The 17,246-nt window shown below is 56.9% G+C and carries 15 protein-coding genes; 10 read left to right on the top strand and 5 right to left on the bottom strand.

Annotated features, from left to right (window positions below):
* Window positions 1–78: 78 nt before the first annotated feature.
* Together K5Y33_RS22675 and metB are read right to left on the bottom strand one after the other, a co-directional pair.
* On the bottom strand, window positions 79–2,511 hold the full coding sequence (locus K5Y33_RS22675; protein ID WP_008109663.1) for a bifunctional aspartate kinase/homoserine dehydrogenase II: 2,433 nt from the start codon (window positions 2,509–2,511) through the stop codon (window positions 79–81).
* Window positions 2,512–2,513: 2 nt separating this feature from the next.
* Entirely contained in the window at window positions 2,514–3,674 is a 1,161-nt protein-coding gene (gene metB / locus K5Y33_RS22670; RefSeq protein WP_008109665.1) for a cystathionine gamma-synthase, read from the bottom strand.
* 274 nt (window positions 3,675–3,948) lie between these two features.
* On the opposite strand from metB, the gene metJ reads away from it, so the two are divergent.
* Window positions 3,949–4,266, top strand: coding sequence for a met regulon transcriptional regulator MetJ (gene metJ / locus K5Y33_RS22665; RefSeq protein ID WP_007885403.1), 318 nt, complete (start codon window positions 3,949–3,951; stop codon window positions 4,264–4,266).
* A 77-nt stretch (window positions 4,267–4,343) separates the two neighbouring features.
* On the opposite strand, the gene rpmE is transcribed toward metJ, so the two are convergent.
* Window positions 4,344–4,559: a 50S ribosomal protein L31 gene (rpmE, locus tag K5Y33_RS22660; protein WP_007885402.1), complete on the bottom strand. Its 216-nt coding sequence runs from the start codon at window positions 4,557–4,559 to the stop codon at window positions 4,344–4,346.
* Between the two features lie 210 nt (window positions 4,560–4,769).
* Between rpmE and priA the strand changes: the two genes are divergently transcribed.
* The 6 genes from priA to rraA all read left to right on the top strand — a co-directional run bounded on the left by priA (window position 4,770) and on the right by rraA (window position 11,846).
* The gene (gene priA, locus K5Y33_RS22655) at window positions 4,770–6,968 is read left to right on the top strand and encodes a primosomal protein N' (protein WP_222235151.1); all 2,199 of its coding nucleotides are present in this window, start codon (window positions 4,770–4,772) and stop codon (window positions 6,966–6,968) included.
* Window positions 6,969–7,134: 166 nt separating this feature from the next.
* Complete coding sequence (gene cytR / locus K5Y33_RS22650; RefSeq protein ID WP_061720292.1) at window positions 7,135–8,172, top strand: DNA-binding transcriptional regulator CytR; 1,038 nt, start codon at window positions 7,135–7,137, stop codon at window positions 8,170–8,172.
* Between the two features lie 151 nt (window positions 8,173–8,323).
* Complete coding sequence (ftsN, locus tag K5Y33_RS22645) at window positions 8,324–9,238, top strand: cell division protein FtsN (protein WP_222235150.1); 915 nt, start codon at window positions 8,324–8,326, stop codon at window positions 9,236–9,238.
* A gap of 89 nt (window positions 9,239–9,327) precedes the next feature.
* Window positions 9,328–9,864 carry an ATP-dependent protease subunit HslV gene (gene hslV, locus K5Y33_RS22640; RefSeq protein WP_101760642.1) on the top strand — a complete coding sequence of 179 codons (537 nt, stop codon included), beginning with the start codon at window positions 9,328–9,330 and terminating at the stop codon, window positions 9,862–9,864.
* A gap of 5 nt (window positions 9,865–9,869) precedes the next feature.
* Window positions 9,870–11,207, top strand: coding sequence for an HslU--HslV peptidase ATPase subunit (gene hslU / locus K5Y33_RS22635; protein WP_007885388.1), 1,338 nt, complete (start codon window positions 9,870–9,872; stop codon window positions 11,205–11,207).
* A 153-nt stretch (window positions 11,208–11,360) separates the two neighbouring features.
* Window positions 11,361–11,846, top strand: a complete 486-nt coding sequence (rraA, locus tag K5Y33_RS22630) for a ribonuclease E activity regulator RraA (RefSeq protein ID WP_061720294.1) — start codon at window positions 11,361–11,363, stop codon at window positions 11,844–11,846.
* A gap of 50 nt (window positions 11,847–11,896) precedes the next feature.
* Here rraA and zapB read toward each other — a convergent pair whose 3' ends face one another.
* Window positions 11,897–12,136, bottom strand: coding sequence for a cell division protein ZapB (zapB, locus tag K5Y33_RS22625; protein WP_007885384.1), 240 nt, complete (start codon window positions 12,134–12,136; stop codon window positions 11,897–11,899).
* 420 nt (window positions 12,137–12,556) lie between these two features.
* Between zapB and K5Y33_RS22620 the strand changes: the two genes are divergently transcribed.
* The 3 genes from K5Y33_RS22620 (at window position 12,557) to glpX (ending at window position 16,051) form a co-directional block, all read left to right on the top strand.
* A complete protein-coding gene (locus K5Y33_RS22620) occupies window positions 12,557–13,405 on the top strand; it encodes an MIP/aquaporin family protein (RefSeq protein WP_061720295.1) in 849 nt (282 codons plus the stop codon).
* Between the two features lie 30 nt (window positions 13,406–13,435).
* Window positions 13,436–14,944 (top strand): glycerol kinase GlpK, encoded by a 1,509-nt coding sequence (glpK, locus tag K5Y33_RS22615; RefSeq protein WP_110868179.1) that lies wholly within the window; start codon window positions 13,436–13,438, stop codon window positions 14,942–14,944.
* Between the two features lie 96 nt (window positions 14,945–15,040).
* Window positions 15,041–16,051: a class II fructose-bisphosphatase gene (gene glpX / locus K5Y33_RS22610; protein WP_222235149.1), complete on the top strand. Its 1,011-nt coding sequence runs from the start codon at window positions 15,041–15,043 to the stop codon at window positions 16,049–16,051.
* Here glpX and emrD read toward each other — a convergent pair.
* On the bottom strand, window positions 16,041–17,237 hold the full coding sequence (gene emrD, locus K5Y33_RS22605) for a multidrug efflux MFS transporter EmrD (RefSeq protein WP_255610406.1): 1,197 nt from the start codon (window positions 17,235–17,237) through the stop codon (window positions 16,041–16,043). The two genes, glpX and emrD, sit on opposite strands and share 11 nt — an antisense overlap.
* Between the last annotated feature and the right edge of the window lie 9 nt (window positions 17,238–17,246).

Genomic DNA, 17,246 nt, shown 5'->3' with positions numbered 1-17,246 from the left:
AAGGTGAAAGCGTTTCATGATGCGCGGTGGGAAGGTGAAGAATGCAGACGGACGATGCCGTCTGCAAAGTGAGGCAGATTACAGCAGCTGTGCGAGGCGGTTGATATCCGATTGCAACGCGCCGGCCGTAACATCGCGGCCTGCGCCCGGTCCGCGAATCACCAGCGGATTATCGCGATACCAGCGGCTTTCGATGGCAAACACGTTATCGCACGGCAGTAACGCAGCCAGCGGATGCTCTGGGCGCACCGCTTCCACGCCGACGCGCGCTTTGCCATTGGCATCGAAACGCGCCACGTAACGCAGCACTAAGCCCATCTCTTGCGCCGCTTCCAGACGCTGCAGCATCTGATCATTCAGCTCGTCGGCGTTTTCGAAGAAGTGATCAATCGACTCACCGTCGCAAATTGCCGGCACCAACGACTCGACACGCACTTGATCCGGCTCGATGTCGTAGCCCGCTTCACGCGCCAGAATCACCAGCTTGCGCATTACATCCTGCCCAGACAAATCCACGCGCGGGTCTGGTTCGGTCAGGCCTTGCTGCCACGCCTGATCAACCAGCTCGCTAAACGGCACCGTGCCATCAAATTGCAGGAACAGCCACGACAGCGTGCCGGAGAAGATGCCGCTGATCGCCAGAATGCTATCGCCGCTTTCGCGTAAATCGCGCACCGTGTGATTGACCGGCAAACCGGCACCGACGGTGGCGTTATACAGCCAGTGACGACCGGTTTTGGCGAAAGCATCGCGCACCTGACGCCAGCTCTGACCGCTCGACGCACCGGCAACCTTGTTGGCGCTGATAACGTGGAAGCCGTGACTGGCGAAATCATGATACTGCTGCGCCAGCTGCTCGCTGGCGGTGACGTCCAGCACCACTAAATCATCGAACGGGTGCGCACGCATCCACAGGAACAGCGACTCTTCATCGCGCTCGACCGCTTCATCATCAAAGAACGCCAATGCGCGGCTGGCTTCCAGACCGTCGTAGCTCAGCAAACTGCGGCTGCTGTCTGCCACGCCCGCCAGCACATACTCAAATCCCGTACGCGCCGACAGCGTTTCCTGCTCGCGGGCAAACAGCTCCAGCCAGCGTGAACCGATGTTGCCTTTGCCGAACAACATCAAACCGATGCGTTTTTCTGCGCGGAACAGCGACTGATGCAGTCCCTGAATCAGGTGCTGCGTCGGGCCGACGCGCAGTACCGCCACGATGCTGATGTGATCTTCCGATTGCCAGACAAACTCCACCGGCTGATCTTTGATCTGCTGCCAGAAGCGGTGGCTGTGCAGCGGATTACGCGTCACGCCCGCGCCCACCAGCGCCACCAGCGCCAAGCCGTCGCGCAGCTGCAGATGGCCCGGCAGTGCGGCGTCCTGCAACAGGTTGAAGGCGCTATTCACCACTTCCGAGGTGTAACACAGCTGCAGCAGGCGACGATCGGGATGCACGCCGATTGCCAGCGGACGCAGCTGCGCGCGCTTCAGCAGCAGATCGATCTCTTTCTGCTGCGTTTTGAAATCGTGATTGTCGGGAATTTGAATCTCCACCAGACACACATCATCGTGGCTGGTGACGATTCGCGCGCCGGTGCCGGAAGCCAGCACGCGCTCAATGCGCGTCGAGCCCTGCTCCGGTTGATAGCTGCAACGTAGCTGCAAGTCGATGTCGCTGTTGGAAACCGGCTGCAAGGTGCGGGTGTGTAGCACCGGCGCAGCCAGACGCGCCAGCTCGCTGGCTTCATCAAGACGCAGCAGCGGTAGCAGGCACGCATCAGAAACTTTACGCGGATCGGCGCTGTAAACGCCCGCCACATCGCTCCAGATGGTCACGCGCCCCACGCCCGCCAGCGCACCAATCTGCGTTGCCGAGTAGTCCGAGCCATTGCGGCCAAGCAGCACGGTTTCACCCGCTTCGCTGCGGCTGATAAATCCGGTCACCACCAAACGCTTATGCGGATGCTGTGTTAACAGCTCCTGCAGCAGCGGCCAGGATTTGCCTTCATCAACCTGCGGCTGCGCGGCACGTTCAGCACGCAAGAAGTCACGCGCATCCAGCCAGGCGGCTTCGATCTCGCGCTGGCTCAAAACCGCAGCCATCAAGCGCGCTGACCAGATTTCGCCATGCCCCACCACTTCGGCATACACCGCGTCGGTGATGGTGCCATCGAGCAGCGCCGCCAGTCTTTCCAGATCGCGTATAAAGGAAGACGTCAGGGTTTCGGCATATTCAGCAGGCAGCAGCGCAGCAATTAATTCGCTGTGAAAACGCCGTAAAGCCTGTTGCACCTGATGGGCAGATAAGCGATCGCTCTGGCTCAATTTCAGCCAGCTGATCAACTGGTTAGTGGTGCTGCCTGCGGCAGAGACCACCATTAAGTCGCCTGGCTGGCTGTAATCCGCCATGATGCTGGCCACGCGCTGATAGCAACGTGCGTCGGCCAGGCTACTGCCACCAAATTTATGCAACTGCTTGATCGGCGTTCCCGCGCCCACTGAACTCGTCATGATTACTCCTCGGCTGCGATCCGGAATGCATTATCCAGATCGGCGATTAAATCTTCGTGATCTTCAATCCCAACAGAAATACGCAGCAGTGTTTCCGAAATTCCCGCTGCCGCGCGCGCTTCTGCAGACATGCCGGCATGCGTCATGGTCGCGGTATGCGAAATCAAACTCTCTACGCCGCCCAGCGATTCGGCCAGCGTGAACAACTGCAGCGCTTTCAGGAAGCGGCGCAGGCGAGCCTCATCGGCATCGATTTCGAAACTCAGCATGGCACCAAAACCACGCTGCTGACGTACCGCAAACTCATGACCGGCATTTTCCGGCAGGGACGGATGATACAGTTTTTTCACCAGCGGTTGTTGCTTCAGGTAATCAACTATCGCCAATGCATTGCGTTGTGCGGCGGCGATGCGCGGTGACAGCGTGCGCAAACCGCGCAGCAGCAGGTAGCTATCAAACGCGGCGCCGGTTACACCAATATTATTCGCCCACCACGCCAGATCGGTGGCCATCGCTGGATCTTTAGAAATCACCGCGCCCGCCACCACATCAGAGTGACCATTGAGGTATTTGGTGCAAGAGTGAACAACCAAGTCGGCACCCAGCGCCAGCGGGTTTTGCAGCGCCGGGCTGAGGAAGGTGTTGTCCACCACGCTAATGGCACCGGCTTCTCGCGCAGCGGCGCAGATGCTGGCGATATCGACCACACGCAACAATGGATTACTTGGGCTTTCGACCAGCACCAGTTTTGGCTTCTCGGCCAGAGCAGCGGCCAACGCCGCTTTGTCGCCCTGATCGACAAACTTCACGCGATAGGCGCCGCGCTTGCTCAGGCTATCGAACAGACGATAGCTGCCGCCGTAACAGTCGTGCGGCGCCACCAGCAGATCGCCCGGTTTCAGGAACACGGTTGTCACCAGATGAATCGCTGACATGCCGGTATTGGTCAATACCGCGCCTGCGCCACCTTCCAGCTCTGCCAGCGCGCGCTGAACCACATCGCGCGTTGGGTTACCACGACGTGAATAGTCATGCGCACGCGGCTCATTGAAGTCGAGGAAGTTATAGGTGCTGGAGAGATGAATCGGTGGGACAACGCAGCCATATTGCTCGTCATCATTCAAACCGCTACGTACTGCGATGGTTGCCTGTTTACGCGTCATGGTGCTTACTGTTCCTGAAGAAAAAGAAGAGCAACAGGATAACATTCCGCACATAGACGTCAATACATCTGGACATCTAAATGTCTTTGCGTATAGATTGAGCAAATCATCAATAACCGCTAAAATTGTCCGTCATCGCCTGGTGTTCAGCGCGCTTTCCTTTGCAGAAGCGGTGCTCAAGCATAAAACCTGCGGTTTAAGGGGTCAGGCATCGAAAAATCGGGCATAATCAACGGATTTCCCCATATTCAACTTTTATTGATTAAGGTAACCCATGGCTGAATGGAACGGCGAATATATCAGCCCTTACGCTGAACATGGCAAGAAGAGCGAGCAGGTTAAGAAAATTACAGTTTCTATCCCGCTGAAAGTGCTGAAGATTTTAACGGACGAGCGCACCCGCCGTCAGGTGAACAACCTGCGTCACGCCACCAACAGCGAACTGCTGTGTGAAGCCTTTTTGCATGCTTTCACCGGGCAGCCTCTGCCGAACGATGTCGATTTGCGTAAAGAACGCAGCGATGAGATTCCGGAAGAAGCGAAACAGATTATGCGTGAAATGGGCATCGATCCCGATAGCTGGGAATACTGAAGCCAGAAATAAAAAAACCCAGCCGAGGCTGGGTTTTTTCTTGCTGCCGAATCGCGAAGATTCGACGGCCAAAAATCTTATTTCTTGCTTGCTGGCACGCTGAAACGCTTGTTGAAGCGATCTACACGGCCACCGGTGTCAGCAATACGCTGCTTACCAGTGTAGAACGGGTGGCATTTGCCGCACACGTCCAGGTTCAGACCAGAAGCCATGGTTGAACGGGTGTTGATTACGTTACCGCAAGAGCAAGTCATGGTTACTGCTTCGTACTTAGGGTGAATACCTTGTTTCATGGGAGAACCTCATAAAAGGCCGTGTCGCTCTCCGTGCCAGGCTCAGCCTGCACAGCACCACACGCGGTTGAACATTAAGTGTATGCTCCGACAAGTGATCTCATCGAAGGCGGCATAGTATACAGAAATTAACCGGTTTTAGCAAATAGCCGCTTCCTAATTAGCCGTGTACACTACTTCTCCTTAATTCAGAACCGGATAGAGATTCAGATGCCCGTTGTTCAGGTTGCACTGCCCGTTCCGCTACCTCGCCTGTTTGATTACTTGCTGCCTGCCGATGCGCCGCAGCCGGTGGCGGGCGCACGCGTGAATGTGCCGTTCGGCAGTCGCAAAATGATCGGCATTGTGATCGGCACGCGTGAGACCAGCGTTCTGCCGCTGACGCAGCTCAAGCAGATAGAGAGCGTGCTCGACGATCAAAGTCTGTTCTCGCCCGCGCTGTGGCGCATTTTGCATTGGGCCGCCAACTATTATCATTCGCCGCTCGGCGAAGTGCTGAGCCATGCGCTGCCGGTGCTGCTGCGTCAGGGCAAACCCGCGCAGGAAGCGCCGCTGTGGCAATGGGTGATTAATGATGCTGGCCGTGAAGTGGCGATGGAGAGCCTGAAGCGCGCGCCGAAACAGCAGCAAGCGCTGGCGATGCTACGTCAGCGACCGCTCTATCGTCATCAGGTCAGCGAACACGATTTTACCGATGCCGCGCTGCAAGCGTTGCGCGCAAAGGGCTTGTGCGAACTGCGTGAACACACGCCGCAGATGCACGACTGGCGTACCAGCTTTGCCGTCAAAGGGGATCGCCTGCGCCTGAATACCGATCAGGCGATGGCGGTGGGCGCGATGCGCAGTGAAGACGATCACTATGCGCCATGGCTGCTGGCCGGCATTACCGGCTCGGGTAAAACCGAAGTGTATCTCAGCGTGCTGGAGAACGTGCTGGCACGCGGCAAACAGGCTTTGGTGCTGGTGCCGGAAATCGGCCTGACGCCGCAAACCATCGCCCGCTTCCGTGAGCGCTTTGATGCGCCGATTGATGTGCTGCACTCGGCACTGAATGACAGCGAACGCCTCGCCGTCTGGCTGCGCGCGCGCAGCGGCGAAACGGCGATTGTTATCGGTACACGCTCGGCGCTGTTCACGCCGCTGGCGCGCCCCGGCGTCATCATCATTGATGAAGAGCACGACAGCTCGTACAAACAGCAGGAAGGCTGGCGCTATCAGGCGCGCGATCTGGCGGTGTTCCGTGCGCATGAGGAAGATATTCCTATTGTGATGGGTTCCGCCACGCCCGCGCTGGAAACCTTGCACAACGTGCGCGTCGGCAAATATCGCCAGCTCAATCTCACCAAACGCGCGGGCAATGCTAAACCGGCGTTACAGCAGCTGATCGATCTTAAAGGTCAGCAGCTGAAAGGCGGATTGGCGCCAGCCTTGCTCGGCAAAATGCGTCAGCACCTGCAGGCCGACAATCAGGTTCTGCTGTTCCTTAACCGCCGCGGCTTCTCTCCGGCGCTGATGTGCCACGATTGCGGCTGGCTGGCCGAGTGCCAGCGCTGCGATAGCTACTACACGCTGCACCAGAACCATCGTCAGCTGCGCTGCCACCATTGTGACAGCCAGCGCCCGCTGCCAAATCAGTGCCCAAGCTGTGGTTCAACGCATTTGATGCCGGTCGGCGTCGGCACCGAACAGCTGGAACAGCAGCTGGGCACGCTGTTCCCCGGCGTGCCGGTATCGCGCATCGATCGCGACACCACCAGCCGTAAAGGCGCGCTGGAGCAGCATCTGGCCGATGTGCATCGCGGCGGCGCGCGTATTCTGGTGGGCACGCAGATGCTGGCGAAAGGCCATCACTTCCCGGATGTCACGTTGGTGTCGCTACTGGATGTTGATGGCGCGCTGTTCTCGGCCGATTTCCGCGCCGCCGAGCGTTTCGCTCAGCTCTACACGCAGGTCGCGGGTCGCGCCGGTCGTGCGGGTAAACAGGGCGAAGTGTTGCTGCAGACCCATCATCCGGAACATCCATTGCTGCAAACATTGCTGCATCGCGGCTATTTCGCCTTTGCCGATCAAACGCTGCTGGAGCGTCAGTCCGTTCAGCTGCCGCCGTGGACCAGCCATGCGCTGTTCCGCGCTGAGGATATGGATAACCAACAGGCGGCGGAATTCCTCACACAGCTGCGCAATTTGCTGGAAGCCAGCCCGCTTAAAGATGAGGCGATGTGGCTGATGGGGCCGGTTCCGGCGTTGGCACCGAAGCGCAGTGGACGCTGGCGCTGGCAGCTGCTGTTGCAGCATCCATCGCGCAAACGTCTGCAACAGCTGTTGAGCGGATCGCTGCCGCTGATCGCCACCTTGCCGGCGTCGCGCAAAGTGAAATGGACGCTGGATATCGATCCCACCGAGAGCTAAGCCGCGCCACAACTGCGAGCCAGATCGAAAAAAGTCGCACAAGTCACAATTTTTATGCAAATTAAGTAACAACCCGACGCGACCTTGGGTTAACAATAGTGCCGACCCGGTTGAAGCCCGGTAATGTCTGAAAATCAATGCGCTGTACCGCGTCAGGAGTTATACGTTGGACCAGAAGCAACCCTCCACCGCCGCCACCATGAAAGATGTGGCCGAGAAAGCAGGCGTTTCAACCGCTACGGTTTCACGTGCGTTGATGAATCCAGAAAAAGTCTCTGCTGCTACCCGGCTCAAGGTCGAAAAAGCCGTGATTGCCGTGGGTTATGCGCCGCACGGTTTGGCGCGCAATGCCAAACGCGGTGAAACGCAAACCATTTTGGTGATTGTGCCGGACATCTGCGATCCCTTCTTCAGTGAGATCATTCGCGGCGTGGAAGTCACCGCTGCGCATGAGGGTTATCTGGTACTGATTGGCGATTGCGCGCATCAGAATAAACAGGAAAAAACCTTTCTGAATTTAATGCTGACGCGACAGATCGACGGCATGGTGCTGTTGGGTTCACAGCTGCCGTTTGAGGCGGGCATTGAAGATCAGCGCAACCTGCCGCCGATGGTGATGGGCAACGAATTTGCGCCGGAGATGGCATTACCCACGGTCCATATCGATAACCTGACCGCCGCCTTTGAAGCGGTGAATCACCTGCTGCAGCTTGGTCATCGCCAAATTGCCTGTATCACCGGGCCAGAACACATTCCGCTGAGCCAGTATCGTTTGCAGGGCTACATTCAGGCGCTGCGTCGCAGCAGCATCGCCATCGACCCAACGATGATTGTGCATGGCGATTTCACCTTTGAAGCCGGCGCGAATGCGCTTAAGCAGTTGATGAGTTTGCCGCAGCCGCCGAAAGCGATTTTCTGCCATAGCGATTTGATGGCGCTGGGCGCGATGAACCAGGCGCGTAAACTCGGTATGCGCATTCCGCAGGATCTGTCGGTGGTGGGCTTTGATGATATCGAACTGGCGCAATACTACGATCCGCCGCTGACCACCGTGGCCCAGCCGCGTTTTGCCATCGGCCGAGAAGCGATGCTGCTGTTACTTGATGAGCTGCAGGGTAAACGCGTGAATAACGGTTCGCGCCTGCTGGATGCGGAGCTACGCGTGCGCGGCAGTACGGCACCGGCGGCAAAACGGGAAAAATAGTGCGTAGACGCCTGCATTTTCAGCGGATTCTGAAGGCAGACTGTGCTGGTCAAAGTTCCAGCCCTTGCGTAACATGGCGCATTCATTGCCGGGCAATTAACAGCACATTTACATGCCCATTGGCATTTTTTTGAAGGGTAGCAGAACGAAAGTGGCACAGAAAGATTATGTAGGCCGCGGGCGTTCAACAGGGACGCGTCGCAAAAAACCCGCCAGCCGCAGCAAGAAAAGCAAAGGCGGATCAGGCACTTCAAAGCTCATGATGGTACTGGCCGCGGCCGTGCTGGTCACCTTTGCCGGTGGTTTATGGTTTATCTCGCATCATAAGAAAGAAGAGATTGAGGTCATTCCAAACCACAAAGCCAACGGTAACGGCCTGCCGCCGAAGCCGGAAGAGCGCTGGAAGTACATCAAAGAGCTGGAAAATCGCCAAATTACCGTTCCGTCGCCAACTGAGCCTTCGGCTGGTGGCGTGCAATCACAAACTCAGCTGACCGATGAACAGCGCCAGCTGCTGGAGCAGATGCAGGCCGATATGCGCCAGCAGCCGACGCAGTTGAACGAAGTGCCGTGGAACGAACAAACCCCGGCGCAGCGCCAGCAAACGCTGCAGCGTCAGCAGGTGCAGCAACAGCAGGTTCAGCAACAACAACAGCAGCAGTTGCAACGTCAGCAGCAACAGTTACAGCAGCAGCAGCGCCAGCAACAGTTGCAGCAACAACAGGCCGCGCGTCAGCAACAGCAACAGCAACAGCAAGCTGCGCCGATCACGCGTGAGCCAACGCAGCAAACCAAGCCGCAGGAAACGGCCAAGGCGAAAGCGGAAGAGAAAGCCGCTTCACAACGCTGGATGGTGCAGTGTGGTTCGTTCAAAGGTACCGATCAGGCGGAATCCGTGCGCGCCGGTCTGGCATTTGAAGGATTTGAGAGCCGCATTACCACCGGCGGTGGCTGGAATCGCGTGGTGATCGGGCCGTTCAAAGATCGCAGCAGCGCCGACAGCACAGTCAAACGCTTACACAGTTCCGGCCACGGAAGTTGTATTCCCCTCGCTCTCGGGGGTTGAAACCCCTTTTTCCTACCCCATATCTGGTTGCATGATACTCCGCGCCGAGTGCGCGGAGTTCCTTTTCTACTGCAACAAGGGGTCTGCCCGTGACAACAATAGTAAGTGTACGACGCAACGGCCAGGTAGTGATTGGCGGTGATGGCCAGGCTACGCTCGGCAATACCGTAATGAAAGGCAACGTTAAAAAAGTCCGTCGTCTTTACAACGATAAAGTGATCGCCGGCTTTGCTGGCGGTACCGCAGATGCCTTCACCCTGTTTGAACTGTTTGAGCGCAAGCTGGAAATGCACCAGGGCCATCTGGTGAAAGCGGCGGTCGAACTGGCTAAAGATTGGCGTACCGATCGCATGCTGCGCCGCCTTGAAGCGCTGCTGGCGGTGGCCGACGAAAACGCCTCATTAATCATCAGCGGCAACGGCGACGTTATCCAGCCGGAAAATGACCTGATCGCAATTGGTTCTGGTGGGCCTTACGCCCAGGCAGCGGCACGCGCGCTGCTGGAAAACACCGACATTGGTGCACACGATATCGTGGAGAAAGCGCTGAACATCGCTGGCGATATCTGTATCTACACCAACCACAATATTAACTTCGAAGCATTACCGTCTAAGGCTAAGGACTAAACATCATGTCTGAGATGACTCCACGCGAGATTGTCAGCGAGCTTAATCGCTTTATCATCGGCCAGGACGGCGCAAAGAAGGCGGTCGCGATCGCCCTGCGTAATCGCTGGCGCCGCATGCAGCTCGACGAAGAGCTGCGCCATGAAGTGACGCCAAAAAACATTCTGATGATTGGTCCAACCGGTGTCGGTAAAACCGAAATCGCCCGTCGCTTAGCCAAACTGGCGAACGCACCGTTCATCAAAGTGGAAGCCACCAAATTCACCGAAGTCGGTTACGTCGGTAAAGAGGTTGATTCCATCATTCGCGATCTGACCGATTCTGCCATCAAGATGGTGCGCAGCCAGGCAATCGAGAAGAACAAGTACCGCGCGGAAGAGATGGCGGAAGAGCGCATCCTGGATGTGCTGATCCCACCCGCGAAAAATAACTGGGGCCAGGCTGAACAAGCGGCTGAGCCATCGGCAGCGCGTCAATCCTTCCGCAAGAAACTGCGCGAAGGCCAGCTGGATGACAAAGAGATTGAGATCGATCTGGCCGCTTCATCGGCTGGCGTTGAGATCATGGCGCCTCCGGGCATGGAAGAGATGACCAGCCAGCTGCAATCGATGTTCCAGAACCTCGGTGGGCAGAAGCAGAAACCGCGTAAGCTGAAAATCAAAGAAGCCATGAAGCTGCTGATTGAAGAAGAAGCGGCCAAGCTGGTGAACCCGGAAGAGCTGAAGCAGGATGCCATCGATGCGGTTGAGCAGCACGGTATCGTGTTCATCGACGAAATCGACAAAATCTGTAAGCGCGGCGGCCAGAATGCGGGCGGTCCAGACGTGTCACGCGAAGGCGTACAGCGCGACCTGCTGCCGCTGGTTGAAGGTTGCACCGTTTCCACCAAGCACGGCATGGTGAAAACCGACCACATTCTGTTTATCGCTTCCGGCGCGTTCCAGGTCGCCAGCCCGTCAGATCTGATCCCAGAACTACAAGGCCGTCTGCCGATTCGCGTTGAACTGCAGGCGCTGACCGTCAATGACTTCGAGCGCATTCTGACCGAGCCAAACGCCTCGGTTACCGTGCAGTACAAAGCGCTGATGGGCACCGAAGGGGTCAATATCGACTTCACCGACGACGCAGTGCGGCGTATCGCCGAAGCCGCATGGCAGGTGAACGAGACCACCGAGAACATCGGTGCGCGTCGTCTGCATACCGTGCTGGAGCGTCTGATGGAAGATATCTCCTATGACGCCAGCGATCGTAACGGTGAGTCGATCACTATCGATGCCGAGTACGTTGGTAAGCATCTGGATGAGCTGGTGGCCGACGAAGATCTCAGCCGCTTCATTCTGTAAGCTTCACCCGCGAAATCTCTGCCCGGCCACTGTGCCGGGCTTTTTTTACGCAGGATATTGATGCAACGCTTTTTTTGGCGGTTGATGATTTTGCCAACAATCGCCAGATAGCGATATACTTAGCGCTCCTGTGGCAAACAGACGAAAACCCTCATGAAATACGATACATCTGAACTCTGTGACATCTACCACGAAGCTGTGAATGTTGTTGAACCGCTTTTTTCGAACTTTGGTGGGCGCAGCTCATTCGGTGGTCAAATCACCACAGTGAAATGTTTCGAAGATAACGGCTTACTCTACGATTTGCTGGAAGAGAACGGTCGGGGTCGCGTATTGCTGGTGGATGGCGGCGGTTCGGTCCGTCGCGCACTGGTCGATGCCCAGCTGGCGAGTCTGGCGGCGCAAAATGAGTGGGAAGGCATTGTGGTGTACGGCTCGGTGCGTCAGGTTGACGATCTCGAAGAGCTGGAAATCGGCATTCAGGCGATTGCGGCGATTCCGGTGGGTGCAGCGGGTGAAGGCATTGGCGAAAGTGACGTGCGCGTTAACTTCGGCGGCGTGACTTTCTTCTCTGGCGACCATCTGTATGCCGACAATACCGGCATCATTCTGTCTGAAGACGCGCTCGACATCGAGTAAGCCGCAACAAAAACGGGTGCCGCGGCACCCGTTGGTTTAAGCATTGAAGCTTAAACTTCTTCCATTTTTCCCAGCAGTGCCCGCAGACGATCCTGCCAGACATGCTGCTCTTCTTTCAGATGCTGATTTTCACGCACCAGTGCATCCTGGTTGCCTGAAGCCTGGCTGACTTCGTTTTTCAGCGTGTTGTTTTGCTCTTTCAGCTCTTCAATTTCCATCTGCAGCAGAGTGATGGTATCAATCGCCTGCTGTACTTTCGCTTCCAGTTTCTCGAACACTTCAAATGACATCTTTCTGACCTCTCCTAAATCTTGCAAGGCGTTGATGGGGCTAGTGCATGCCTTATTACAGTGCGCTCAGCCACGATGACTCGATTGTATGTAGCCAAACCCAGCAAGTCCAGCGGCACAAGGCCTGCGAGGGCAGTCTGTAACACTTTTCAGTCTATGCCTAAAAAAATGCGCATCTTCGCGCATCTGTGTGCGCGATCACGTCAGCATCGACCAGTAAAGCGCGGTGAATGGGCCTTAAAGAAACGCAAAAGACGCGAAAACGCGCATTTTTATGACACAGTACACAGTTTTCAATTTCGCTATTTCTCGTTTATGCTCGTTAACGATAAATTCACATCAACCCTACATTGATAGCTGGGCGACTCATGGATGAGAACAAAAACTGATAAAATTTAACCTCGCTTCAGGAATGCCATTATGAGTCAGACAACTAACACACTAAAAGGTCAGTGCATCGCTGAATTTCTCGGTACAGGTTTGATTATCTTCTTTGGTGCAGGCTGCGTTGCTGCACTGAAACTGGCCGGTGCGTCATTCGGTCAGTGGGAAATTTGTATTATCTGGGGTTTAGCCGTCTCCATGGCAGTCTATCTGAGCGCAGGCGTTTCCGGCGCGCATCTTAACCCAGCCGTTACCGTCGCGCTGTGCCTGTTTGCTAATTTTGAAGGTCGCAAAGTTGTTCCCTATATTCTGGCGCAGGTTGCCGGCGCGTTCTGCGCTGCCGCGTTGGTTTACGGTCTCTACTACAATCTGTTCTTTGATTACGAAGCGGGCCATCAAATGGTGCGCGGCAGTGTTGAAAGCCTCGATCTGGCCGGTATCTTCTCGACTTACCCGAACCCGCACATCAGCGTAGCTCAGGCGTTCCTGGTTGAGATGGTGATTACAGCGGTGTTGATGGCGGTGATCATGGCGTTGACCGATGACGGCAACGGTGTGCCGCGTGGTCCGCTGGCTCCGCTGTTGATTGGTCTGCTGGTGGCGGTCATCGGTGGCTCAATGGGTCCACTGACCGGCTTCGCACTCAACCCGGCGCGTGACTTTGGTCCAAAACTGTTCGCGTTCTTCGCTGGTTGGGGCAACGTCGCCTTCACCGGTGGCAAAGATATTCCTTACTTCCTGGTTCCGATTTTTGGCCCGCTGGTCGGTGCTTGCCTCGGAGCCTTTGGTTACCGTTCGCTGATTGGCCGCCATCTGCCAGTTAACGTTGCGGAAGCCAGCACAGCAGAAAAACCGGTTGCGCGCGCTCAGCAGCGTAAAGCGTAAGTTTCATCGATACCACATCAGGACAGCACAATGACTACTGATAAAAAATATATAGTTGCACTCGATCAGGGCACAACCAGCTCACGCGCCGTGGTGCTTGATCATGATGCCAACATCGTTGCGGTTTCTCAGCGCGAATTTACCCAGATCTACCCGAAAGCGGGTTGGGTTGAACATGACCCAATGGATATCTGGGCGTCACAAAGCTCGACGCTGGTGGAAGTGCTGGCGCACGCCGACATTAACTCCGATCAAATCGCGGCGATTGGTATCACCAACCAGCGTGAAACCGCCATCGTGTGGGATAAAGAGACCGGCAAACCGGTTTACAACGCCATCGTCTGGCAGGATCCGCGCACCGCAGATTACTGTAACAAACTGAAGAAAGAGGGTCTGGAAGAGTACATCCAGCACACCACCGGTTTGGTGATTAACCCGTACTTCTCCGGCACCAAAGTGAAGTGGATTCTTGACCACGTTGAAGGCGCACGTGAGCGTGCAAAACGCGGCGAACTGCTGTTCGGTACCGTTGATACCTGGCTGATTTGGAAAATGACGCAGGGACGTGTGCACGTCACCGATCACACCAACGCCTCACGTACCATGATGTACAACATCCACAAGCTGGAGTGGGATGAGCGCATGCTGGAGATCCTCGATATCCCGCGTGAAATGCTGCCAGAAGTGAAAGGATCTTCCGAAGTGTACGGCCAGACCAACATTGGTGGTAAAGGCGGTACGCGTATTCCTATCGCCGGAATCGCCGGTGACCAGCAAGCGGCGCTGTATGGCCAGCTGTGCGTACAACCGGGTATGGCGAAAAACACTTACGGCACCGGCTGCTTTATGTTGATGAACACCGGCACCGAAGCCGTGACGTCTACGCACGGCCTGCTGACCACCATCGCTTGCGGCCCACGCGGCGAAGTGAACTATGCGCTGGAAGGTGCGGTGTTTATCGGTGGTGCGTCGATTCAGTGGCTGCGCGATGAGATGAAGCTGATCAGTGATTCAACCGACTCTGAATACTTCGCGTTGAAAGTGAAAGACACTAACGGCGTATATATGGTGCCGGCCTTCACCGGTTTGGGCGCGCCTTATTGGGACCCGTATGCACGCGGCGCGATTTTCGGTCTGACGCGCGGTGCGAACGCTAACCACATCATCCGTGCCACGCTGGAGTCGATTGCGTACCAGACGCGCGATGTACTGGAAGCGATGCAGAACGATGCTGGCACCCGCCTGCAGTCACTGCGCGTGGATGGTGGTGCGGTCGCCAACAACTTCCTGATGCAGTTCCAGTCTGACATTCTCGGCACGCGCGTTGAGCGTCCGGAAGTGCGTGAAGTTACAGCGCTGGGTGCGGCGTATCTGGCTGGCCTGGCCGTTGGCTTCTGGGGCGACCTGGAAGAAGTCCGCGCTAAAGCGGTGATTGAGCGTGAGTTCCGCCCAAGCATCGAAACCACCGAACGTAACGTCCGTTACGCCGGCTGGAAGAAAGCCGTCGCTCGCGCTAAAGCGTGGGAAGACGAAGAGTAACATCCTGCTAACCCGCGGCGCCCTGCCGCGGGTTTTTCCCCTGCCACGCTTCTCCGCTGTGTTAAACTGCCTGCCTGTTTTTTGTCAGGTGCCACCATGAAACGAGAACTCGCGATTGAATTTTCCCGCGTGACTGAAGCCGCCGCTCTGGCGGGCTATCACTGGTTAGGACGCGGCGATAAAAATGCGGCCGACGGCGCAGCCGTTCACGCCATGCGCATTATGCTCAACACTATTGATATCGACGGCCAGATTGTGATTGGCGAAGGCGAAATCGACGAAGCGCCGATGCTGTATATCGGTGAGAAAGTCGGTACCGGCCGTGGCGACGCGGTGGATATCGCGGTCGATCCGATTGAAGGCACACGCATGACGGCCATGGGCCAGGCCAATGCGCTGGCGGTGCTGGCGGTTGGTGATAAGGGCAGCTTCCTGCACGCACCTGATATGTACATGGAAAAGCTGATTGTTGGACCGGGCGCACGTGGCACCATCGACCTCAATCTGCCGCTTGATATCAACCTGAAAAACATCGCGCTGGCATTGGGCAAACCGCTCAGCCAGTTAACGGTATCGATTCTGGCCAAGCCCCGCCACGATGCGGTGATTGCCCAGCTGCAACAGCTCGGCGTGCGCGTGTTCACCTTCCCGGATGGCGATGTCGCGGCCTCGATTCTGACCTGTATGCCGGATAGCGAAGTGGATGTGATGTACGGCATCGGCGGCGCGCCGGAAGGTGTGGTATCTGCGGCCGTGATCCGTGCGATGGACGGCGACATGCAGGCACGCCTGCTGGCGCGTCACCAGGTGAAAGGGGATAGCGAAGAGAATCGTCGTCTGGGCGAGAATGAACTGCAACGCTGCGCCGAGATGGGCATTGAAGCGGGTCAGGTACTGAAACTGGATCAGATGGCGCGCAACGATAACGTTATCTTCGCGGCCACCGGCATCACCACCGGCGATTTGCTAAAAGGCATCACGCGTAACGGCAACATCGCCACCAGCGAAACCCTGCTGGTGCGCGGTAAATCGCGCACCATTCGCCGCATCCAGTCAATCCACTATCTGGATCGCAAAGACGCGGCGCTGCATCAATTTATCCTGTAATCGCCTGCTTACCGCTCTCCGGATGACGTGAGAGCGGCCACCAGCACAGCAGCATCACCAGCGACGTCACGAACATCAGCATGCCAAGGCTGGATTGATCGTGCTGCGGCAACAGCGCAGAAAGCCACGCCACCACGCCGGAACCGAGATTCTGCAAGCCTCCGATTAACGCACCCGCGCTGCCCGCCAGCCACGCATATGGCTCCATCGCGCCCGAGGTTGCCAGCGGAAACAGCATGCCCGCGCCAAAGAAGAACAGCGCAGCCGGCACCAGCAACGTCCAGATGTTCATCACGCTAAACCAGGCCGGAACCCACATCAGCAAGCCCGCTAACAGGCAGCTGTTCACGCCGTACCACATCAGCGTGTGCCAGGATTTCTGCTCACGTCCGGCAAACCAGGCGCCAAAGAACGCCGCCGGAATCGGCAGGATAAACAGGATGCTGACGGTCAATCCATCCAGCCCCAACACGCCGCCCATCAGCACGCCACAGCTGGCTTCAAACACTGCGATGCCCGCCAGCGCGCCAATCAGTAGCAGCAGGTACCGCACAAAGTTGCCGTCGCTCAGCAAAGTGGCATAACGGCGCAGGAACGGCGTGGCGGGCGTATCCGCTGGACGCGTTTCCGGCAGCCAGCGCGCCATCGACGCGGTGACGCCGACGCACAGCAGCAGCAGGAAGGCGAAACAGGCGTGCCAGCCAAACAGATGCGTCAGCAGCGCCCCAATCACCGGAGCCAGCAGCGGGCTGACCAGAATGCCCATATTAAGCAAGCTGTTCGCCTGGCGCAGTGCGATGCCGGCGTAGAGATCGCGCGGCATGGTGCGCGCCATCACGCCCGCCACGCCGGTACCTAAACCTTGTACCGCGCTGCCCAGCACCAGAATCTCCAACGAGGGCGCGAACATGGCGATCAACGCGCCGACGGCAAAGATCGTCATGCCAATCAGGATCACCGGACGTCGGCCAAAACTGTCCGACAGCGGGCCGTAGATCAACTGCGATCCGCCGTAGGTCATCAGATAGGCGGCCATCACCTGCTGGATCGCCCCGCTGCGCACATTAAGCGTTTCGGCCATGTTGGCCATGGCTGGCACATAGATGGTTTGCGCCATCTGCCCAACCGCCACCAGCACGATCAGCATGAATAACAGAAAGCGATTTTGCGTTTTACTTATCAACATGGAACAAAA

This window comes from Pantoea sp. DY-17, from assembly GCF_019795975.1.
Classification (GTDB): Bacteria; Pseudomonadota; Gammaproteobacteria; order Enterobacterales; family Enterobacteriaceae; genus Pantoea; species Pantoea leporis.
This window is presented reverse-complemented; position numbering and strand designations above follow the sequence as displayed.